Consider the following 22,745-nt stretch of genomic DNA (forward strand, 5'->3'; position numbering starts at 1 on the left):
AGGATGCGATATGGCAGGGGCGGTCCCGGTCCGCTCGGTAAACTGACCCGACCGCAGTAATGACTAACGAGGAGCGCACGTGGGCCTTGTCGTGCAGAAGTACGGAGGCTCCTCCGTTGCCGATGCCGAAGGCATCAAGCGCGTCGCCAAGCGAATCGTCGATGCCAAGAAGAACGGCCACCAGGTCGTTGTCGTGGTTTCGGCGATGGGCGACACGACGGACGAGTTGATCGATCTCGCCGAGCAGGTATCTCCGATCCCTGCCGGGCGTGAATTCGACATGTTGCTGACCGCGGGTGAGCGGATTTCGATGTCGCTGCTGGCGATGGCGATCCGGAGCCTGGGCCACGAGGCCCAGTCGTTCACCGGCAGCCAGGCGGGTGTCATCACCGACTCGGTCCACAACAAAGCGCGCATCATCGATGTCACGCCGGGCCGTATCCGCACCGCCCTCGACGAGGGCAACATCGCCATCGTCGCCGGGTTCCAGGGTGTATCCCAGGACAAGAAGGACATCACGACCCTCGGCCGGGGCGGCTCGGACACGACCGCCGTGGCACTGGCCGCTGCGCTCAACGCCGAGGTCTGTGAGATCTACACCGACGTCGACGGCGTCTTCACCGCCGACCCCCGGGTCGTGAAGAAGGCCCGGAAGATCGAGTGGATCTCCTCCGAGGACATGCTGGAGCTTGCCGCCTCCGGCTCCAAGGTGCTGCTGCACCGATGCGTCGAGTACGCACGCCGATACAACATCCCGATTCACGTGCGGTCGTCCTTCTCGGGGCTGCGCGGGACCTGGGTAAGCAACGAGCCGCAAGGGGACCAGCAGGTGGAGCAGGCCATCATCTCCGGAGTCGCCCACGATGTCTCCGAGGCCAAGGTCACGGTCGTCGGGGTCCCGGACAAGCCGGGCGAGGCCGCGGCGATCTTCCGCGCCATCGCGAACGCCGAGATCAACATCGACATGGTCGTGCAGAACGTGTCCGCCGCGACGACCGGGCTGACCGACATTTCCTTCACCCTCCCCAAGACCGAGGGCCGCAAGGCCATCGACGCCCTGGAGAAGGCGAAGACGGTCATCGGGTTCGAGTCGCTGCGTTACGACGACCAGATCGGCAAGATCTCGCTGGTCGGCGCGGGTATGAAGACCAACCCGGGCGTCACGGCGGGCTTCTTCGAGGCGCTCTCCGCAGCCGGTGTGAACATCGAGCTGATCTCGACCTCCGAGATCCGCATCTCGGTGGTCACCCGTGGTGAGGACGTGAATGAGGCCGTGCGCGCCGTGCACACCGCCTTCGGCCTGGACAGCGAGTCCGACGAGGCAGTCGTCTACGGGGGCTCCGGCAGGTGACCGGTAAGCCGACACTCGCGGTCGTCGGAGCGACCGGGGCCGTCGGCGCCGTCATGCTCGAAATCCTGTCCCAGCACGCGGATGTCTGGGGCGAGATCAGACTCTTCGCCTCCCCCCGCTCGGCCGGCCGCAAGCTGGTCGTGCGCGGGGTGCAGGCCGAGGTCATGGCGCTCTCCGAGGAAGCCCTGGAGGGCGTCGACGTCGCGATGTTCGACGTACCCGACGAAGTGGCCCTGCGGTGGGCGCCGATCGCCGCCGCGAAGGGCGCCGTCGTGGTGGACAACTCCGCCGCGTTCCGGATGGACCCGGAAGTGCCGCTGGTCGTCCCCGAAGTCAATCCGCACGCCGTACGGGCCCGCTCGCGCGGCATCATCGCGAGCCCCAACTGCACGACGCTGTCGATGATCGTGGCGATGGGCGCGCTGCACGCCGAGTTCGCGCTGACCGAGCTGGTCGTGTCGTCGTACCAGGCGGTGAGCGGCGCCGGCCGCGGAGGCGTCGACGCGTTGCGTACGCAGCTTTCGCTCGTCGCGGGCACAGAGCTGGGCACCAGGCCCGGCGACGTACGCCGGGCGGTGGGCGACGACACCGGGCCCTTCCCGGCGCCGATGGCACTCAACGTGGTGCCGTGGGCCGGGGTGCTGGCGGAGGACGGCTGGTCCTCGGAGGAGCTCAAGGTCCGCGCCGAGTCGCGCAAGATCCTGGACCGGCCCGGTCTGCGGGTGTCCGTCACCTGCGTGCGGGTGCCGGTGATCACGACGCACTCGCTTGCGGTGCACGCGCGCTTCGAGCGCGAGGTCACCGTCGAGCGGGCGCACGAGATCCTGGCGGCGGCGCCGGGCGTGGTCCTGTTCGACAATCCGGCGGCGGGGGAGTTCCCCACACCGGCCGATGTCGTGGGCACGGACCCGACCTGGGTGGGGCGCGTGCGGCGGTCGCTGGACGACCCCATGGCACTCGAACTCTTTGTGTGCGGGGACAATCTGCGCAAGGGTGCCGCGCTGAACACGGCCCAGATCGCCGAGCTGGTCGCCGCCGAGTTTCCCGCTTCGTAGGTGGCCTGAGCCGCGGCGTAAGCGGAGGGAGTTGTGCGACCTGTGAATGCTTTGTGATCAAGTCGCAGGTCTGTACCACTTGAACTGGGATGTTGTTCTGTTCGATTATTCGCTCTCCGCCTTACTGCAACCGGCAGTTGAGAGGAGAGCGTCTTCGTGATCGCCCCGCGGAACGGCGCAATAAATGGGGCATTCAGGAAGGGTTGGTACGCATGCGGGCATTTGCCTCACCATCAAATGCGGTGTCTCTCGCGTACAACCCTGTCGGGGGGAAGCGTGTCCAACAGGCGTGGCAGAGGTACTCGACATCACAGCAGTCCCGGGACGTGGCGCAACAGTGCTGCCGCTCCGGAGGCTCCGTGCGCCCGGCGGCATGCCGGTGATCGCACCCATGCCGGTCACTCGCCCGTTGCCCATCGCGTCCACGCGCGAGGGCGCTGAAGACGTCATGGCAGCGGGCACAACAGTCGATCACCTCACCGAGACCTACCGCGCGCACTACCGGTCCCTGCTGGGCCTCGCGGCCCTGCTCCTCGACGACATCGCGTCCTGCGAGGACGTCGTCCAGGAGGCGTTCATCCGCGTGCACTCGGCGCGCAACCGGGTGCGTGACCCCGAGAAGACCCTGGCCTACCTGCGCCAGACCGTGGTCAACCTGTCCCGCTCCGCACTGCGCCGCCGCATACTCGGCCTGAAGCTGCTCTCCAAGCCGATGCCGGACATGGCGAGCGCGGAGGAGGGGGCGTACGACCAGCTGGAGCGCGACGCGCTGATCAAGGCGATGCGCGGCCTCCAGCGCCGCCAGCGGGAAGTGCTGTCGCTGCGGTACTTCGCGGACATGACCGAGGCTCAGGTCGCCGAGACGCTGGGCATATCGCTGGGCTCGGTGAAGGCGTACGGCTCGCGGGGTATCGCGGCGTTGCGCGTCGTCATGGAGGCCATGGCATGAGCGAGCAGAAACGATCCGGGCAGCGTGGACCGGACGGCCCGCACGGACCCGACGGACCCGACGGACCCGACGGCCCGGACGGACCTGATGGACCTGCCCACGTGGATTCGGCGGACCGGGAGTTGACGGACGCGGAGCCTGCGTGCGCGGAGCCGGTGGGCGCGGAGTCGGCGAGCGCTGAGTCGGTGGCTGCTGAGGCGGCCGGCCCCGATGCGACGGCCGCTGAGCCGACCGGCGCCGATGCGGCCGACCGGGAAGCGACCGGTTCGGAGTCCGCGGGCCCGGATGAGACTGACTGGCCGGACAGGCTGCTGAGAGACCTGACTGGGAACGCGATGCTGAACAACGGGCCGGGCACCCCCGGCACGGACGACCACGCACATGGCGCCGGCACTCCCGTACGCGGCGCGGAAGCCGATGCCGACACGCACGGCGCGGACGAGCTCGCCCTGCGCCGGATGATGCGCCGCGCCGTACAGGAGTTGCAGGAGCTGGAGCCCTCCGAACGCGCCCTGGAGCACCTGCGCAAGGCCGTTCCGGCCCGGCGCGTCCGGCGGCGCCAGGCCATCGTCGGGATGGCCGCAGCGGCCCTCTTCGTCGGCACGGCGATCCCGGCCTTCGTCCATGTGGCGAAGTCCGACGGAGCGGCCGACGAGCGCCCCGCCGTGGCGGGCCGCGGGCAGGACATCCAGGGCGGCACGGGCGGCGAGACACGCACGCCGGACAGCAAGAAGGGGGAGAGCAAGCCCTCGGACAAGCCGACCTCCAAGGACAAGTCGCAGAAGCCCGACAAGGGCAAGGACCCGGACAGGAACCCACCCGGCGGCGACACGAGCGCCGGTGGCGCGGGTGACGTCGGCGCCTCCGGGGCGGTGCCCGTGTCGTCGCCGACCTGCGAGCCGAGCCAGTTGGGCGTCTCCGCGGGCACGGGCGCCCCGGACGCCGACGGCAAGGTCTACGGGACCTTCCGGATCGCCAATGTGTCGGGCCAGGACTGCACGGTCGCGGGCACCGGGTCAGTGAACTTCCAGGCGCTGGGCGCGGCCGACTCCGGCCGGATCGACGTGGTCGAGCACACCTCGGGCGACGCGGCGGCAGGGCTGCCCGACCCCTCGCAGGAGGCGACGGGCCTGGTGCTCGCGCCGGACATGGCGTACGAGGTGAAGTTCGCCTGGGTTCCGACGGGCAGCTGTCCGACGACCAACCCCTCGCCCGACCCCTCACCCACGGAAAACAGCGCCGGAACGACCGAAGGCACGGGCAACGGCGGTGCCGGCGGCGGCAGTGGCGACTCGGGGCAGACGGGCACGGAGACGCAGCTCGGCGAGGGCGAAGGGACCACGGAGGACGGCAGTATCGCGGTGACCCACACGCCGGAGTCGGGTGCGCCGGGAGCCGCGGCGAACATCCCGAACGCGTGCGCGGGCACGATCTATCGCACGGGCGTGCTGGAAGCGTTGTAGCGGGACACGGACCCGGAGGGGGCGCCGGGGCGGGTGCGGCCGGAGACGGCGCCCGCCCCGCTCGCCGTTCCCTGAGGGACGGGCCGGGGGGCTCGGAGACCCCTGGTTCTCGGAAGGACCGGGTGCCCGGAGGTACCTGGAGGTGCCCGAGCCTCAGGCGCTCTTGCCGCCGCTGCCGCTACCGGCGATTTCCTTCCTGGCTGCCTTCTTGGCTTCCCCGTCGGCCGGCTTCGCGTATTCCGTGCCGGCCTCGGGGGCCTCGTCCGCGCCCGCCGGTCCGAGCGGCTCCTCGGGCAGGACGCCGAGTGCGAGGTCCCGTACGGCTTCCGCCTCGCGGCGGACCAGCCGGAACCACATGAAGACCACGAAGCCCGCGAAGACGAACCACTCGCCGGTGTAGCCCAGGTTCTGGAAGGCCTTGAGGTCCAGGCCGCTGCCCTGTGGGGCCACCGCGGGGACGGGCCGCAGACCTGCGTCGCCCTCGCTGAGGGTGACCCAGGCGTCGTACATGTCGTACGGCACGAGGTTCACCAGCGATGCCGCGCTGATCATCCCCAACTGGCCCTTGGGCAGGCCGCCCTCCGCGTTGACCCCGTCGGTGCTCGCGTTCTCGGAGGCCTGGAGCGCGCCGGTCACGGAGACTTCGCCCGGGGGCGCGGCGGGGGCCTTGGCGCCGGGGGGCAGCCAGCCGCGTACGACGGGCAGTGCCTTGCCGTCGTCGGTGCGCAGCAGCGTCAGTACGTAGGAGCCGAGCTTGTCGTCCAGCTTCCGGCCGGGCACGACGAACTGCTCCGCGTACCGCCCGGTCGCCGTCGCGTGCCGCCCTGAGGTCTCGGTGTCGACGGGCAGCAGATCGTCGAGCGGTACGGCGCTCTGCTTGCCCGGATCCGGCTTCGCCTCCTCGGCCTGGTGGGACTCGACGCGGTCTTCGAACCGGCCGAGCTGCCAGGACCCCATCAGGACACAGAAGGGGATGGCCAGCACGACGAAGAGGTGGAGCCCCCACCAGCGGGGCGTCAGCAGGAACCGGTACACCCCTCCAAGGTACGGTCCCCGCCTCTGCCACCGGCCCGCCGGGGTCGTGCTCATCCGAGGGTGATCTGCCGGAACCTCCGCAGGGCCAGCAGCATGAACCCGCCGATGATCACGCACGCGCACAGCAGCGCGTACGGGATGGCGTGCACGACGGGCCACGCGTCACCGACCGCGATGCCGCCGGGCGGCGGGTTGCCGAACAGTTGGCGCACCGCCGACGCCGTGGCCGAGACCGGGTTCCACTCGGCGACGGTACGCAGCGGGCCCGGCATGGAGGCGGTCGAGACGAACGCGGACGAGATGAACGTGACCGGGAAGAGCCAGATCAGCCCGGCGCTCTGGGCCACCTCGACGCTGCGGGCCATCAGGCCGATGGTGGCTCCGACCCACGACATGGCGAACGCGAAGAGCAGGATGAGCAGATAGCCGGCCGCCGCCTCGCCGAAGGACGTACCGATGCGCCACCCGACGAGGAGTCCGCACAGGGACGTCACGGTCAGGGTGACCACGCTCATCATCAGGTCCGACAGGGTCCGCCCGAGGATCACCGCCATGCGCGGCATGGGCAGCGAACGGAACCGGTCCACGATGCCCTTGTCCATGTCGTGGGCGAGCCCCAGCGCCGTGAAGGCGGCGTTGAAGGTGACGGCCTGCGCGAAGATGCCGCCCATCAGGAACGTGCGGTAGTCGGCGCCGCCCAGGCTGCCGCCGAAGACATAGGCGAGCAGCAGGACGAACATCACGGGCTGGACGAGCGCGGCGATCACCGACCCGGGGGTGCGGCGCAGATTCAGCAGATTGCGCCACGCGATGATCGTGGAGTCCCGCGCGACCCGCTTCACGGACGTCACGACGCCTCCACGGGGGAAGGCGCGGACGGTGCGGGCGTCGCGGGTGCGGAAGGTGGCGGTGCGGGCGGTGCGGGTGCGGTGATCCGCAACTGCGCGGTGGCTTCAACGTCCGCCACGGGCTGTCCTGCCACGGACTGTCCCGTCACGGGTGGTCCTGCCACGGACTGTCCCGCCGCCGGGTGTCCCGCCGCCGGGCCGGGCACAGTCGGCGCGGGCGGCGCGGCCCGTTCCGGCACAGTCTGGCCGGACACGGCCCGTTCCGGCACCGCAGTCTCGGGCGTCACCTCCCCCTTCGCGACCTCCCCCTTCGCGACCTGCCCCGTCAGCGCGAGGAACGCGTCGTCGAGGGTGGGCGGTGCCAGCTCCACGTCGTGCACCGCGATCTCGGCCTGACGCAGGAAGCCCAGCGCGTATTCGAGGGTCCGCGCGCCGTGCTCCGTGGTGACCGAGAGGCGTCCGGTGCGCGGGTCCAGCTCGGGGGTGTGCGGGCCGAGCGCGCCCATGATCTCGTACGCCGTCGTCCGGGCGGCCGGGTCGGGCACGGTGAGGCTGAGCCGCTCGCCGCCCACCCGCGCCTTCAGCTGCGCGGAGGTGCCGTGGGCGATGACCCTGCCCCGGTCGATGACGCTGATGCTGTCCGCCAACTGGTCGGCTTCCTCGAGGTATTGCGTGGTGAGCAGGACGGTCGTGCCCTCCGCCACCAGTTCCTGGATGCAGCTCCAGGTGTCGGCTCTGCCCCGCGGGTCGAGGCCCGTGGTGGGCTCGTCCAGTACGACGACCGCGGGACGGGCGACCAGGGCCCCGGCCAGGTCGAGCCGGCGCCGCATGCCGCCCGAGAACGTACCGCTGGGTCGGTGGGCGGCCTCCTCCAGGCTGAACCTGGCGAGGAGTTCGTCGGCCCTGCGCCGGGCGGCCGAGCGCCCCATGCCGTACAGGCGGGCGACGAGGTAGAGGTTCTCCCGCCCGGTGAGTTTTTCGTCGACCGCCGCGTACTGCCCGGACAGACCGAGCCTGCCGCGTACCCCCTCGGGGTCGCGCAGGACGTCGAACCCGGCCACCCAGGCCTGGCCGGCGTCCGGTCGCAGCAGGGTCGACAGGATGCGCACGGTGGTCGTCTTGCCGGCCCCGTTGGGCCCCAGGACGCCCAGCACGGTGCCGGGCGGTGCCTCCAGGTCCACCCCGTCCAGGGCCTGTTTGTCGCCGAACCTCTTGGTGAGCCCTTCGGCGCGGATGGCGGGGGAGCCCGGTCGGGCCGTCGTCCCCGTCTCGCGCCGGTCGGACGCACGCCTTCGCCCGCTCATCCGACGTGCACGCGCGCGCTCCTGGGCGTGATGTCCGTCCAGTTGCGTTCCACGTATTCCAGGCAGGCACTCTGATCGGCCGGCCCGAAGACCTGGTCCCAGCCCGCGGGTATGTCGGCGAACGAGGGCCAAAGGGCGTGCTGTTCCTCGGAGTTGACGACGACGCGGTGCTCGGTGCGCGGGTCGTCGAAGGGGTTCGTCATGACAGTTCTCCTCGTGCGGTGCGGTGGATGGCGAGCAGGGACGCGGCCACGGTGGTGCCGATCTGCTCGCGCGCGGTCGGCTGCATCATCTGGGCGTGCGTGCACGCCACGTCGTGGTTCTCGATGGGCCCCGAGATGTACGGCGCCCACAGGCCGAGTCCGAAGGTGTCGTCGGGACGGCCCTCGGTGGCGGTGAAGAAGAGCACCGGTCCGTGGAACGTCCGTGGGGTGTAAGCCCGCATGAGCCGGGCCTGACCGGCGAAGTTGTCCACCATCGCGTCGATCGTGGCCGGTTCGAGCGAGCCGAGCGGCGAGCCGATCCGACGGAACTCGTCGCGCACGGAGGCCGCGTCGACGCTCGCGTCGCCGTCCAGGGCTGCCCCGTCGACACCCAGGTTGGACAGCAGGGCCCGGAAGACCGTGTCGCGCGGGGCGCTGTCCAGGTCGTCGAGGGGGGCCAGCGGGAACGCGTCGACAATGGTGAGCAGCGCGACCTCCTCGCCGGCCTCCTGGAGCTGCACGGCCATCTCCTGGACGAGGTTGCCGCCGAAGGACCAGCCGAACAGGTGGTACGGGCCGTGCGGTTGGACCGTGCGCAGCTCGGTCACGTAGATCGCGGCCATCGACTCGATGCGGTCGGGGAAGTCCGCCGTGCCGTCCAGGTTCGGGGTCTGGAGGCCGTACAGCGGCTGGTTCTCGCCGAGGTGCGGCAGCAGACCGGCGTACGACCAGGCGAGCCCGCCCGCCGGGTGGATGCAGAACAGCGGCGGGTTGGCGCCGGCCGTGCGCAGCGGCAGGAGTGTGGCGAGGGCGTTGTCCTCGCCGCCGTTGGCGAGGCGCTCCGCGAGGGCGGCGACGGTCGGCGCCTCGAAGAGGGCCCGGATGCTGACCTCCACGCCCAGGGCGGCGCGTACCCGGCCGATGAGCCGGGTCGCGAGCATGGAGTGTCCGCCGAGTGCGAAGAAGTCGCCGTCGACGGAGACCCGCTCCAGGCCCAGGATCTCGGCGAAGAGCGTGCACAGGACGTCCTCGCGCGGATTGCGCGGGGCGCGCCCCGTCGCATCCCCCGCCGAGCGCGGCGCCGGTGCGGGCAGCGCGGCCCGGTCGAGCTTGCCGCTGGGTGTCAGCGGGATCCGCTCCAGCGTCACCCAGCCCGACGGGACCATGTAGGCGGGCAGTTGGCGCGCGGTGTGCTCGCGTACGGAGTCGAGCCCGTCCGGCGGAAATCCCTCGGCGGGTACGACGTAGGCGGCGAGCTCGGGGCCCATGGCGCCCTCGTGCGCTGTCACGGCGGCCTCGGCGATCAGGGGGTGGGTCCGGAGCACCGCGGCGATCTCGTCGGGTTCGACGCGGAAGCCGCGGATCTTGAGCTGGCCGTCGGAGCGGCCCGCGAAGTGCAGGGCGCCGTCGGCCGTGCGGCGGGCGCGGTCGCCGGTCCGGTACATCCGCGAGCCCGCGGGTCCGTGGGGGTCGGGCAGGAAGACGTCGGCCGTCTCGCCCGGTCTGCCCAGGTAGCCGAAGGCGAGGCTGTCGCCGGCCAGGTACAGGTCGCCGGTGACGCCGGGCGGGGTGGGCCGCAGCCGCCCGTCGAGGAGGTACGTGCGGGTGCCCAACACCGGGTCGCCGATGACCGGGCCGGTGGTGGCGGCGAGGGGCGCCGTCAGGGTGTCGACGGTGGCCTCGGTGGGCCCGTAGAAGTTCCAGCAGCGCACGCCGGGCGTGGAGTTCAGCTCCGTCCACAGGGCAGGCGGTACGGCCTCGCCGCCGAGGATCAGGACGGCCGGGCGGTGCGAGCCGGTGGCGAGCAGACCGGTGGCGAGCAGCTGCCCGGCGTGGGTCGGCGTTGTCTCCACAACATCGAGTCGCCGGGTGCGCACGCTCTCGACCAGGGCCTCGGGATCGCGCCGGGTCAGGTCGTCCACGAGGTGCAGCTGGTGGCCGTCGATCATCCACAGCACGGGGTCCCAGGCCGCGTCGAAGGAGAGCGCCGCGGTCAGCGCGACCGAGAGCCGCGCCCTGCCGGTGTCGCGGACGGCGTGTGCGAAGACATGGCGGCGGTGGTGCGCGAGCAGCCGGGCCAGCGAACCGTGGCCGACCAGGACGCCCTTGGGGCGGCCCGTGGAGCCCGAGGTGTGGATGAGGTACGCGGCGTCCCCGGGCGCCGGGCGCGGCGGCGCGACGGCCGGGAGGTCGAGGGAGCGCGCGGTTTCGGCTTCGTCCAGCAGGAGTTGGGGATGCCCGTCGGGCGCGGTCGCGCGGGTGGCCAGGACCAGCGTGGGGCGGGCGTCGTCGAGGACGGCCCCGATCCGGCCCGCCGGGAGGCTCGCGTCCACCGGGGCGTAGACCGCACCCGCCTTGAGTACGCCGAGCAGGGCCGCGATCGAGTCGGTGGAGCGGGGCAGCAGGACCGCGACCCGGTCGCCGCGGCCGACGGCCGAGGCCGCGAGGAGAGCGGCGATGCGGTCGGACCGTACGTCCAGGTCGGGGAAGGACAGCCGGCCGTCCGGGGCGGTGACCGCGATGTCACCGCTGCGGGCCTCGGCGACCGTCTCGCTGAACCGGTCGAGGACGGTCGCCGGGGCGCCGGAGCCGGGACCGCCGTCGCCGAGCGCCACCAGGGCGGCCTCCTCGCCCTCGTCGAGCAGGGCCAGGGCGCGCACCGGGGCGTCCGGGTCGGTGACGGCCTGTCCGGCGAGGCGGCCGAACCAGTCCGCGATGCGCTGCGCGGTGCCCGTGTCGAACAGGTCGCGGCTGAACTCCAGGGTCCCTTCCAGGACCCGGCCCGCGCCCGCGCCGCCGGTGCGCTCGGTGAAGCTGAAGGACAGGTCGAACTTCGCGCCCCCGGTGTCCACCCCGTCGAGCCGCGCGTGCAGCCCCGGCAGATCGAGGCGCGGAGCCTGCGTGTTGTTCAGGGTGAGCATGACCTGGAAGAGGGGGTGGCGGGTGAGGGAGCGGGCGGGCTGGAGCTCCTCCACGAGCCGCTCGAAGGGCAGCTCCTGGTGGGCGTAGGCGGCGAGGTCGGTCTCCCGCACCCGGGCCAGCAGCTCCCGGAATGTCGGCCCACCCGCTGTACTGACGCGCAGGGCGAGGGTGTTGACGAAGAACCCGACGAGCCCGTCGAGCGCTTCATCGGTGCGCCCGGCGACCGGCGTGCCGATGGTGATGTCGTCCCCGGCCCCGACCCGCTCCAGGAGCACGGCCAGGGCGGCGTGCAGCACCATGAAGGTGCTGGTCGCGGACTCCTTGGCCAGCCGGGACACGGCCTCGGTGACGTCCGTGGGGAGGGTCAGGGGGACCGTGCCGCCCCGGCCGGTGGACGCGGTGGCCTTGGTGGGCCTGGGCCGGTCGGCAGGCAGCGGCGCCTCTGCGGGTGCGCCCGCCATCTGTGTCGCCCAGTAGGCGAGTTGGCGGTCGGCCAGCGAGTCGCGGCCGTCGACATGACCGGTGTCGTCGGGGTGGCTCAGCAGCGCGCGTTGCCACAGCGCGTAGTCGGCGTACTGGACGGGCAGCGGAGCCCAGTTGGGCGCCCGGCCCGCGGTCCGTGCGGAGTACGCCCCGGCCAGATCCTGCGCCAGCGGCCCCATGGACCACCCGTCCGCAGCGATGTGATGCACGGTGAGGAGCAGCACGTGCCGGTCGTCGGCGAGCGCGAACAGCTCGGCACGCAGGGGTATTTCACCCGCCAGGTCGAAGGGTCGCGTCGCCGCCTCGCGCAGCGCCTCGGGCAGTGAGGCGTCGGAGACCCGGGTGAGCGGCAGCCCGGGGCGTGCGTCCCCCGGGTCGAGCACCGCCTGGTACGGCTCCTCGCCGCTCTCCTGGATCAGGGTGCGCAGGCTCTCGTGCCTGGCCACCACATCGGCGAGCGCGCAGTGCAGCGCGTCGCGGTCCAGGCCGCCGGTCAGTTCGACGGCGATGGGGATGTGGTACGCCGCGTCGTCCGGGTCCATGCGGTGCAGAAACCACAGCCGGCGCTGGGCGGCCGACAGCGGCGGGCGCTCCGGGCGGGTGGTGCGCCGCAGCGCGGGCCTGGCCGCGCCCGCCTCGCCGAGGCGCTCGGCGAGGGCCGCGGGCGTCGTCGACTCGAACAGGGCGCGGACCGGCAGCTCCACCCCGAACGCCGCCCTGACGCGGCCGATCAGCCGGGTGGCGAGCAGCGAGTGCCCGCCGAGCTCGAAGAAGTCGTCGCTCCTGGCCACGTGTTCGTGCCCGAGGCTCTCCGCGAACAGCGCGCACAGGATCTCCTCCTGTGCGGAGTGCGGGGGATCGACGACGACCCGCTCGGGTCCGGTGGTCAGCGGCAGCGCGTCGAAGTCCACCTTGCCGTGCACGGTCAGCGGCAGCTCCGCCACCGGGACGACTACGGACGGCACCATGTACTCGGGCAGCCGGTCGGCGGCGAAGGCGCGAAGGGCACGGGCCGACAGCTCCTGCCCGTCGCAGGCCACGGCCCACGCGACGAGCCTTCCGGCGCCGGACGCGTCGGGCCGTACGGCCACGGCAGCCTGCGCCACATCGGCGTGCCGGATCAGCTCGGCCTCGACCTCGCCGGTCTCCACCCGGAAGCCCCGGACCTTGATCTGCCCGTCGGCGCGCCCCACGTATTCGAGCCGCCCCTCGCGCAGCCGGACGAGGTCACCCGTGCGGTACATCCGGGAGCCCGTCGGGCCGTACGGGTCGGGTAGGAAGCGCGCGGCGGTGCCGGGCGCGCTGCCCTCGTAGCCACGGGCCAGACCGGCGCCCGAGAGGTAGAGCTCACCGGTGGTGCCGGGGGCGACGGGGCCCAGGCGCGCGTCGAGGACGCGGGCGCGGGTGTGCGACACGGGGTGGCCCAGGTGCGGGCGGGTGCCCGAGGTGATCCGGCCCATGACGCTGTCGACGGTGGCCTCGGTGGGCCCGTACAGATTCCACACTGCGACGTCGCGCAGCGCGCCCAGCTCGTTCCACAGTGACTCGTTGACGGCTTCACCGCCGAGGGCGAGGACCCGCGGGCGCGGGCGGCCGGGTGCGAACAGGCCGCAGGCCCTGAGCTGTTCGACGAAGGACGGGGTGGTCTCGACGACGTCGATCGCGCGCCGGTGCAGGAACGCGGTCAGCGCCTCCGGGTCGCGGCGCGTCTCGTGGTCGACCAGGTGCAGCTCGTGGCCCGCGATCATCCACAGCAGCGGGTCCCACGAGGCGTCGAAGGTCGCGGCTGCGGTGAGGGCCACGCGCAGCGGCAGCCCGTTGTTCTCCGCCTCGGCGGGCGCCATCAGCCGCTCCTGATGGCTGCTGAACAGATTGGCCAGCGACCGGTGTTCAACGACAACGCCCTTCGGGCGGCCGGTGGACCCGGAGGTGTAGAGCACATACGCGGCGTCACGGGGACGCGGCCCCGGCAGGGGCGCGCGCGGTGCGTCGACGGCCGACGGGAGCCGCCCGTCGACGTCCAGCGGCAGTACGTCGTTCAGGGGCGGCAGCGCGTCCCGCGCCGCCTCGGTGGTCAGCACGAGTCGCGGGGCCGCGCTGTCCAGGATCAGCTGGTTGCGGCCACGGGGGTGGGACGGGTCGAGCGGCACGTACACCGCTCCGGCGCGCAGCACCCCGAGCACCGCGACGATGTGCAGCGAGGTCCTGGGCAGCGCGACCGCGACCCGGTCGCCGCGTGAGACGCCGGACTCGGCCAGCAGGGAGGCCAGTTGCTCGCTGCGCTCCAGCAGATCCCCGAAGGTCAGACGGCCGTCGGAGGCCACCACGGCGGTGCGGCCCGGGGTGACGACGGCGCGGGTGGTGAAGACATCGGTGAGGGTCCAGTCGGGCCCGTCGGCGGTCGCGGGGACGAGCCCGGCCTCCGACGACGGCACGAGCGACGCCCGGGGGAGCTCGTCGAGTGCGGCACGGCGCTGCTCGGCGCTGAGGAACCCGGCGTCGGCGAAGGGCAGTTCGGGCTGTTCCAGGAGGGCGGTCAGCAGCCGGCCGAAGTGTTCGGCGAAGCGCCCGGCGGTCCTGCGGTCGAACAGGTCCTCACTGAACTCCAGCTCCCCGCCGATGCCGGTGGGCGCGCCCGCGCCGTCGTGGTGCTCCACGAGGTCCCAGGTCAGGTCGAACTTGGCGCCGGTGCGGCCCACGGAGGGGTCGTGGCGGACGCTGAGTCCGTCGAGCGAGGCGTGCGGCACGCTGTTGTTGTTCAGGCTCAGCATCACCTGGAAAAGTGGGTGCCTGGACATCGAGCGGGACGGGCCGAGCTCCTCCACGATCCGGTCGAAGGGCACCTCCTGGTGCGCGTACGCCGCGAGATCCGCACGCCGGGCCCGGCGCACCAGCTCGCTGAAGGTGGGGGCGCCGGACGCGTCCACGCGCAGCACGAGCGTGTTCACGAAGAACCCGACCATGTCGGCGAGCTTCTCGTCGGTGCGGCCCGCGACCGGGGTGCCGACCGCGATGTCGTCACCCGCGCCGAGCCGCGCCATCAGGGCGGTCAGCGCCGCGTGCAGCACCATGAAGCTGCTCGCGCCGGACGCGGCGGCCAGCCGTACGAGTGCCCGGTGAGCGGGTGCGTCGATGTGCAGCGGTACGGTCCCTCCCCGGCCGGACGGGCGGGCGGGGCGCGGTCGGTCGGCGGGGAACGCCGACTCGGGCGGGAGCCCGTCGAGGGTGGCGGACCAGTGGGCGAGCTGCCCCCGGGCGAGGCTGCCCTCCTCGCGCGGGTCGCCCAGCAGGGCGCGCTGCCACAGCGCGTAGTCGGCGTACTGCACCGGCAGCGGCTCCCAGGCAGGCGCGCCACCGTGACGGCGGGCAGCGTACGCGTCGGACAGGTCGCGCATGAGCGGACCCATCGACCAACCGTCGGCCGCGATGTGATGCAACGTCAGCAGAAGGACGTGGGTATCGGGGTCGACAGGGAACAGCGCGGCCCGCAGCGGAAGATCGCGATCCAGGGCGAAGCCCGTGACGTCCGGACGCACGGCGGCACCCGGCTCCTTCACGACCAGCACGGGCTCGGCGGCTACGGCCGGGACGACCCGCTGATACGGCCCGTCCTCGTCCTCGGCGAACACGGTCCGCAGGCTCTCGTGCCGCCCCACGAGGTCACGCAGCGCGTGCGCGAGGGCGACCCGGTCGAGCGCCCCGGACAGCCGCAGGGCGATCGGCAACTGGTACGAAGCACCCGCGTCCCCCATCTTGTCGAGCAGCCACAGCCGTTGCTGCGCGAACGACAGCGGCACGCGCCCAGGACGCGGAACAACAGCGGTGACTCCGGCCCTGGCAGGAGCCGCCGCGTCGAGCAGCCCGGCCAGCGCGGCCGGGGTCGGCGTCTCGAACAGCGCCCGGATCGGGATTTCGGCGCCGAAGCGGTCGCGGATCCGGCTGACCAGCCGGGTCGCGAGCAGCGAATGCCCGCCGAGCGCGAAGAAGCTGTCGTCACGGCCGACACGCGGCAGGCCGAGGCACTCGGCGAACACCGTGCACATCAGGGCCTCTTCGGGCGTACGCGGCTCGGCCCCGACCGAAGCGGCGAGCGGCTCGGCACGCGGCAGCCGGTCGGTGTCCAGCTTGCCGTTCGGGGTCAGCGGCAAGCTCCGCACGGTCGCGTACGCCGCCGGCACCATGTGCTCGGGCAGCGACTCGGCCAGCGCGTCGCGCACCCGCGCCGGGTCGGGCGCCGCGCCCGCCGGGTCGGCCACCAGGTAGGCGGCGAGCCGCTCCACCCCGTCGTGCGCGGGCGACAGGGCGACGGCCGCCCCGTCGATGCCCGGCAGGGCGCGCAACGCGGACTCGATCTCGGCGGTCTCCACGCGGAAACCGCGCACCTTGATCTGCCGGTCGCTGCGGCCGAAGAACTCCAGCGACCCGGCGGCGCTCCACCGCGCCAGGTCCCCGGTGCGGTACATCCGGGTGCCGGGCGGCCCGAACGGGTCCGGCAGGAACCGCTCGGCCGTGAGCCCCGCCCGCCCCGCGTACCCACGGGCGACGCCCTCACCGGAGAGGTAGAGCTCACCCGTCGCACCCTGCGGCAACGGGTGCAGAGCGGGATCGAGTACGTACGCCTGCGCACCGGCGACGGGACGCCCGATGACGGGCGTCGAGCCGCTGATCCGGGTGGTCACCGCGTCGACGGTGGTCTCGGTGGGCCCGTAGAAGTTGAACACCAACAGGTTCGGGAACGCCGCGAGTTCGTTCCACAGCGCCTCATCGACCGGCTCCCCGCCGAGCGCGATCACGCGCGGCCGGTGACCGGGGGCGCTGAGCAGCCCGGCGGTCAGCATCTGCCGCAGATAGGTGGGCGTGGTCTCGATCGCGTCGATGCGCGCGTCCACCAGGTACTCGACGAGCGCCTGCGGGTCACGGCGGGTGTCGTCGCCGACGACGTGCAGCTCGTGCCCGGCGACCATCCACAGCACCGGGTCCCAGGAGGCGTCGAAGGAGGTCGCGGCGGTGAGCGCGACGCGCAGCCTGCGCCCCAGCGACTTCTCGGCCTGTGCGTGGGTCTCGCGGCGGTGGTGCTCAAGGAGGTTGCTGAGCGACCGGTGCTCGACGACGACGCCCTTGGGCCGGCCGGTGGAGCCCGAGGTGTAGATGACATAGGCGGCGTCGTGGGGGGCGGGGGAGGTTTCCGTCGTGCGTACGGCAGAGGGGTCCGTCACGTCCGTGGTCCGTACGGCAGAGGGGTCCGTCACGTCCGTGGTCCGTACGGCAGACGGGTCCACCAGCGGTAGTTCCGTCCCGGCGGACATGCGCGCGGCGGTGTCGGCGGTCGCGACGAGGACGGCGGGCCGGGAGTCCTCGATCATGTACGCGATGCGGTCGACGGGGTACGACGGGTCGACCGGCACATACGCGGCGCCGGTCCGCATGACCGCGAGCATCGCGACCACGAGATCGGTGGAGCGCGGCAGGCCGACGGCGACACGGGCGCCGGGCCGGGCGCCGTGCAGGGCCAGTTCGGCGGCGAGCGCGGTGACCCGCTCGTCGAGCCGCGCGAACGTCAGCCGGGTGTCCCCGGACACCACGGCGGCCTCGTCCGGCGTGCGGCGGGCCTGCAGGGTCAGCTGCTCGGGCAGCGTGCTGCCCGGTGCCGCGGCGGGGTCCGCGTGGGCGGGATCCCCGGAGCCGAGCCCGATGAGCCGCCGGTGCTCCTCGTCGGGGACGAGCCGCAGGGAACCGATGCGACCGGTCGGATCGGCGGCGAAGGCCTCGACCAGGCGGCAGAACCGCTCGTGGTGGGCGGCCAGTTCGTCAGGGGTGTACCGGGCGGGATTGCCGAGCAGATCGATGCTCAGCCCGCCGTCCGCGTACGACGCGTGCACGGCGACGGCGAGGTCGTCGACCGGCCCGACCGACAGATTGTGCAGCGTCGCGGCGTGCGGCCCGAAGCTCAGTGAGTCGTCGAAGGCCAGCACATTGACGGACGGCCCGGCCAGCGCGTCGCGCACCCCGGAGAGCCCACGGTCGCGGCGCAGGCTCTCCGACGGGTAACGCTGGTGCCGCAGCACCTTCCGGGCCTGCGCCGACGCGCGCTTCGCTACATCGGCGACCCGATCGGACGGCGAAAGCTCCAGCCGCATCGGCAGGATGTTGGACAGCATCCCGGGCGTGGAACGGGCGAGCGGGGTGCGGCGGCCGGTGACCGGTAGCCCCAGCACGACCTCGCCGACGCCACGGCTGCGATGCAGATAGACGGCCATGGCGGCCATGAAGAAGGTGGGCCAGGCAACCCCGGCGGCCTTGGCCGCGCCACGCAGCCGCGCGGTCTGCGCCGCGTCGAACTCCCGGCGGGCCGAATGGAATCCGTACCCGGGAGCCTGCGTCGCGGCGTCGCTCAACGGGGTAACGGGGGGTGAGGCGCCGAGGTGGTCGGACCAGAAGGCCTGGTCGGAGGCGTACTGCTTGGACGCCTGATAAGCGCGCTCTTCGTCGAGCAGTGGCGCGAGGGGAGCGGGGCGGCGTACGACGTCGCCCGCCGGGTCGGTGACCAACTGCGCATAGACGTCGGCTATCCGGGCGAGCGCGAGCACCGCGCCGTACCCGTCGATGGCGAGGTGGTGCACCTGCTGGTGGAAGAGATGCCGGTCGGCGGCCAGCCGGTACAGCGTCATCGCGACGAGCGGCCCGGCGGCGGTATCGGCGGGCCGCGCCAACCGGGCGTCCATCCGCCGCAGCGCCTCGCCGTGGGGATCAGCGTGCCCGGACAGATCGACGAGCGGCAGACCGATGCGCGCCTGGTCATGGACCCGCTGGAACGGAATTCCGTCCCGCTCACCGAATGTGACGCGCAGCGCTTCCATCTCCGCACCGACGTGCTCAACGGCTTCGAGAAGCACGGAATGCTCCAACTCGCCGTGCACATCCGCGTATTCGGCAATGTTGAACGAAGGATCGGCGGGATCGATTTTCTGGGCGAACCAGATTCCCCGCTGAGCGGCCGTCAGAGGATAGGTGTGCGGAGTGCCGGAGTGGGGCTGGGCGTCGGTCACGTGTATTTCACCTCTGCGCCGGGGCGCGGCGTCGGCGGCCTCGCGTCGGGATGGGGGTCGAACGGCCGCGTGCCGGAAAGAAAATGCCGACGAGTATTCGGCGAGTAACTGGCGAGTACGCGATCGGCGCGCCCGTCCGAAACTGTCGAACCGGATCGGTCTGGAATTACGGCGTCAGATCACGGTCAGCGCCCGGCGGGGCCGATTCCAGACCCCATCGGAAGGCCAATTCCATGCGTGTCCGTGAACCTCGCCGCACCTCGCCGAACTTCCGCTGGCGTACTGATCCACCGTCAAGCCTCCGATGTCGACATCGCTTCCTGCGCTGTCCACAAGGGGTTCGGAGTCACATGGGCAGCGGATTGCCCATGTGACACAGGACACAACCCGCCCCCAGGCCAAGCCGCCCCGTCTCCGGCGCCGAATGCCCTGCGACTGGTGGCAGGGGCACGATCAATGTCACGACCAATGTCACGACCAGCGCGACGAGGCTTTCCGTAAGCCTTCCACCAGCCGCTCGCCAGCTTTCTCAACATCATTCCGCAGTGCTTTCCGTGAACGTTTCCACAAGACTTGGAGAACGCGTGAAAATTCCTGTATCTGTTACACGCTGGGGTACCGCCGCCGCAATAGTCGGAACCCTGTTCATATCGGCCGTACCGACGGCCACGGCGTCCGGTACGCCGACCCACAGTTCGGCTTCCCGTGCAGGTGAGGCGACGAATTCGGCTCGAGCGAGCGAGGTGCCCGCAGGCACGAACAGGATGGGGTCGCTGCGCGACACACAGGGCATGAATTTCTGCCTGCTGGCCCGCTGCACGGTGGGCGGAGCACCGGATTCATCGGGCCCGAGCAATACGCAGGGAGTGAATTTCTGCCTACTGGCGGTCTGCTCGATACGGCCCTGATGGGCATCGGTGATACGGAGTTGAGAGGCGCGTGGGAAGGACGCTGATCACGGCGCAGGGCCGGGGCTGAGCCCGCTTGGCGGGTACGGGTCTGGGCCCGTCCTGCCCCTCCGGGTGGAGACGGGGCGGGGCCCTTCGCACCGGGTCTGGGGCCCTGCGCACGGGCTGCGGTGACTCTCGTACCGGTACGCGTTCCCACCCCACCCCCTCAGCCCGTCCGGCGTTTGAGGACCTGGGTCTGGGGCGGAGCCCCGGTTTCGGGAAGGGGCGGGTAGAGGTGAGCCGCGCAGGACCCGCAGCTCACCCATTCACCGCACCTGACCGCTCACCCACTCACTTGCTCATCGCACCCTCACCCCAGGTGGCGCTTCGCGAAGTCCAGCTCCAGCCGGACCTGCTTGATCCGCTCCTCGACCACGAGCGACCCGTGCCCGGCGTCGTACCGGTACACCTCGTGTGTCGCGCCCCGCTCCGCGAGCCGGTCGACGTAGTTCTCGACCTGCTGGATGGGGCAGCGCGGATCGTTGACGCCCGCCGAGATGTAGACCGGCGCCCGCACCGCATCGACGTACGTCAGCGGGGACGACGCCTCGAACCGCTCGGGCACCTCTTCCGGTGTCCCGCCGAGCAGCGTGCGGTCCATCGACTTCAGGGCTTCCATCTCGTCGTGGTACGCAGTGACGTAGTCGGCGACCGGCACCGCGGCCAGCCCCACCGCCCAGGCGTCCGGCTGCGTGCCCAGCCCGAGCAGGGTCAGATACCCGCCCCACGAGCCACCGGCCAGCACCAGCTTCTCCGGGTCCGCCAGCCCGGACGACACGGCCCATTCACGCACGGCGTCGATGTCCTCAAGCTCGATCAGGCCGACCCGGTGCTTGAGCGCGTCGGTCCAGTCGCGCCCGTACCCGGTCGAACCCCGGTAGTTGACCCGTACGACCGCGTACCCGTGGTCGACCCAGGCCGCGGGCCCACTCGCGAACGCGTCGCTGTCGTGCCAGGTCGGCCCGCCGTGGATCTCGAAGACGGTCGGGAACGGCCCGGAGCCGGTGGCAGGCTTCTGCACGAGCGCATGAATCCGCCCGCCGGGCCCCTCCACCCAGGCATCCTCGACCGGCACGGACGCCGGCGCCTTCGTCCCCGGCGGATCGAGCACGACGCCCCCGGAGGTCGACCGCACGACAGGCGGCAGCGCCGCGGAGGACCACAGGTATTCAACGGACCCGTCGGGCCGGGCAGTGGCACCCGACACGGTCCCGGCAGGGGTGTCGACCTCCACGAGCTGACGCGTGGAGAGGTCGTAGCGCCGCAGCTCACTACGGGCCTCGAAGCTGTGCGCGATGAGCAGCGCCGACCCGTCCGGATACCACTCGGCCGATACGTCGCCGGGCAGCTCGATCCCCAGCTCGCTCTGCTCGCCCGTGGCGATGTCCCACACCATGGGCTCCCAGCGACCGCGCCGCTGGTGCCCCACGAGGAGCCGGGTGTCGCCGTCGACGGGCGCGAACCCGAGCACTTCGAGGCCGAGTTCGACCTCGCCGCCCTTGGTGTCGTCCAGCTCGGACACCGCGGTCCCGTCCGTCCGCACGACCCGTAGCGCGGAGTGCATGGCGTCCCCGTGCTCGGTGTGCTCGATGGCGATCAGCGTCCCGTCGTGCGACAGATCCCCGACACCGGCGGACTCCCGATGCCGATAGATCTCGACGGGCGCGGCCCCGGCTCCGGCCGGCACGACGTAGATGGTCGACCCGTCCTCATCGGTGGACCGCCCCACGACAGAGGTCCCGTCCCGCCCGAGCGCGAGCCCACCGGAGTACGACGCTTCGAGCCCCGCGGTCGCGGGCTCGTCGGCGCCACCACCGAAGGGCTGGCGCATCCACACCCCGAACTCGTCCCCGTCGGTATCGCTGAACCACCAGATCGCTTCCCCGTCGGGCGTCAGCACCCCGTCGGTGGTTCCGTTCGGCCGGTCGGTGACCTGGCGTTGCGCGCCGGTGGCGCGATCCCACGCGTACAGCTCGTACGTCCCGGTCGCATTGGAAACGAACAGCGCACGGTCGGGCGCGTCTTCGGCCCAGTCGGGCAGCGAAACGCGAGGGGCCCGGAACCGCTGCTCCCAGTCGGGCACGGATGCGGCGGCGGCCTGCGCAGGCCCAGTGTTCTCAGTCATGCCCCCATTCTGCGCCGTCCCACTGACAAGCTCGGGCGGATTGTCAGTGCCCGGGTGCAGACTCGGAATGCCCATCCGAAGGAAGTCGCACCCTTGCAGTTCCGCCCACGAGGTCGACGACGGTCCGGTTCGGCGGGGCGCCGCCCTCCGTGTCGTCCTTCATGAGCAGCGAGCTCTGCCGCTCCTTGAGCTCGTTCTGCTTGCCGGGCGAGAAGCTGGCGCAGCTGCTCGAACCCGGTCGACGAAACCTGCCCCTGCCACGCCCGATTCGGCCACGGCAGCAGCTCAGTTCGGTAGCGGAGTGGAACGCGACCCTGGTCTTCCACATCACAAGGTCGCCCTCCGTCCACTTGTGGCGATAGATGTTCTCGGGATTGCTCACGAACTCCTCAATCGCATCGAACCAGAGCCTGTCGTCGTTCGCGTCGAACTGGTCGACCGCCTCGGTGTAGCCGTACGACCCGTACGCGTAAGGCTTCCCGGTCGGCTCGTCGACCGGCGTGAGCGGATGAACCGCGGGCGGATACTCCTTGTCGACGGCGGCGCGGAACTCCGGCAGGGACAGCCCGACATGCCCGGGGCGCATCCGGAAACGACGCTGTGGAGGTGCGTCGCGGTAGCCGCCCCGGCCTTCTCGCGCAGGTCTGCCGGCAGTGCTTCCAGCACCTTGATCGCGCTGGCGAACAGGGTGTCGCCGTGGCCGTCGGGCACCTGGACTCCCTGCAGGAGGGTGTACTCCGGCGGATCGGGAAGGTAGGTCGAGTCCTGGTGCCAGAAGTTTCCGACGCGCGCGACGCCGATGGGCTTGCCGTCCTTGACCACGTTCGACGAGATCATCAGATCCGGGTAGTCCGGGTGGCGATACCTGCTGATGTTGAACGGGACCGACTGCCCGATCTCCCCGGCGAACTCGATCTGCTGCTCGAGGCTCGGCGGAGTCTGCCGGATGACGACCAGGTACGACGTCTCCAGGCCATCAATCAGTAACTGCCCACGTCGTCGCCCCTATAT

The 22,745-nt window shown here is 71.7% G+C and carries 9 protein-coding genes and 4 pseudogenes; 4 read left to right on the plus strand and 9 right to left on the minus strand.

Annotated features, from left to right (window positions below):
- The first annotated feature begins 79 nt into the window (after nt 1–79).
- From QMK30_RS07400 to QMK30_RS07415, 4 genes are all read left to right on the plus strand, one after another.
- Complete coding sequence (locus QMK30_RS07400; RefSeq protein WP_283516377.1) at nt 80–1,351, plus strand: aspartate kinase; 1,272 nt, start codon at nt 80–82, stop codon at nt 1,349–1,351.
- Nucleotides 1,348–2,406, plus strand: coding sequence for an aspartate-semialdehyde dehydrogenase (locus tag QMK30_RS07405; RefSeq protein WP_283516378.1), 1,059 nt, complete (start codon nt 1,348–1,350; stop codon nt 2,404–2,406). The genes QMK30_RS07400 and QMK30_RS07405 overlap by 4 nt, the downstream gene beginning before the upstream one ends.
- Before the next feature lie 373 nt (nt 2,407–2,779).
- Nucleotides 2,780–3,355 (plus strand): SigE family RNA polymerase sigma factor, encoded by a 576-nt coding sequence (locus QMK30_RS07410; RefSeq protein ID WP_283516379.1) that lies wholly within the window; start codon nt 2,780–2,782, stop codon nt 3,353–3,355.
- The gene (locus QMK30_RS07415; protein WP_283516380.1) at nt 3,352–4,818 is read left to right on the plus strand and encodes a hypothetical protein; all 1,467 of its coding nucleotides are present in this window, start codon (nt 3,352–3,354) and stop codon (nt 4,816–4,818) included. Before QMK30_RS07410 ends, QMK30_RS07415 begins: the two co-directional genes overlap by 4 nt.
- Before the next feature lie 153 nt (nt 4,819–4,971).
- Here the strand turns inward: QMK30_RS07415 and QMK30_RS07420 are convergent, their stop codons facing one another.
- The 9 genes and pseudogenes from QMK30_RS07420 to QMK30_RS38710 form a co-directional block, all read right to left on the minus strand.
- Nucleotides 4,972–5,853: an SURF1 family protein gene (locus QMK30_RS07420; protein ID WP_283516381.1), complete on the minus strand. Its 882-nt coding sequence runs from the start codon at nt 5,851–5,853 to the stop codon at nt 4,972–4,974.
- Between the two features lie 50 nt (nt 5,854–5,903).
- Entirely contained in the window at nt 5,904–6,704 is an 801-nt protein-coding gene (locus tag QMK30_RS07425) for an ABC transporter permease (protein ID WP_283516382.1), read from the minus strand.
- A 281-nt stretch (nt 6,705–6,985) separates the two neighbouring features.
- Nucleotides 6,986–8,005, minus strand: a pseudogene (locus tag QMK30_RS07430) (ATP-binding cassette domain-containing protein); the annotation flags it as partial.
- Nucleotides 8,002–8,208 carry an MbtH family protein gene (locus QMK30_RS07435; RefSeq protein WP_283516383.1) on the minus strand — a complete coding sequence of 69 codons (207 nt, stop codon included), beginning with the start codon at nt 8,206–8,208 and terminating at the stop codon, nt 8,002–8,004. The gene QMK30_RS07435 and the pseudogene QMK30_RS07430, both read right to left, overlap by 4 nt.
- Complete coding sequence (locus QMK30_RS07440) at nt 8,205–18,659, minus strand: non-ribosomal peptide synthetase (protein ID WP_283516384.1); 10,455 nt, start codon at nt 18,657–18,659, stop codon at nt 8,205–8,207. Before QMK30_RS07440 ends, QMK30_RS07435 begins: the two co-directional genes overlap by 4 nt.
- A 1,260-nt stretch (nt 18,660–19,919) precedes the next feature.
- On the minus strand, nt 19,920–21,734 hold the full coding sequence (locus QMK30_RS07445; protein WP_283516385.1) for a S9 family peptidase: 1,815 nt from the start codon (nt 21,732–21,734) through the stop codon (nt 19,920–19,922).
- Between the two features lie 43 nt (nt 21,735–21,777).
- Nucleotides 21,778–22,084 (minus strand): annotated as a pseudogene (locus tag QMK30_RS07450) (DUF6191 domain-containing protein).
- Nucleotides 22,081–22,320 (minus strand): annotated as a pseudogene (locus QMK30_RS38705) (TauD/TfdA dioxygenase family protein); the annotation flags it as partial. The pseudogenes QMK30_RS07450 and QMK30_RS38705, both read right to left, overlap by 4 nt.
- A 59-nt stretch (nt 22,321–22,379) precedes the next feature.
- Nucleotides 22,380–22,718, minus strand: a pseudogene (locus QMK30_RS38710) (TauD/TfdA dioxygenase family protein); the annotation flags it as partial.
- Nucleotides 22,719–22,745 lie beyond the last annotated feature (27 nt).

Source organism: Streptomyces sp. H27-C3 (assembly GCF_030063415.1).
GTDB lineage: Bacteria > Actinomycetota > Actinomycetes > Streptomycetales > Streptomycetaceae > Streptomyces.

Bases quoted from the DNA above. Each gene is read 5' to 3' on its own strand.
- QMK30_RS07415 (WP_283516380.1), top strand. From the start codon at position 3,352: ATGAGCGAGCAGAAACGATCCGGGCAGCGTGGACCGGACGGCCCGCAC.
- QMK30_RS07445 (WP_283516385.1), bottom strand. From the start codon at position 21,734: ATGACTGAGAACACTGGGCCTGCGCAGGCCGCCGCCGCATCCGTGCCC.
- QMK30_RS07435 (WP_283516383.1), bottom strand. From the start codon at position 8,208: ATGACGAACCCCTTCGACGACCCGCGCACCGAGCACCGCGTCGTCGTC.
- QMK30_RS07410 (WP_283516379.1), top strand. From the start codon at position 2,780: ATGCCGGTGATCGCACCCATGCCGGTCACTCGCCCGTTGCCCATCGCG.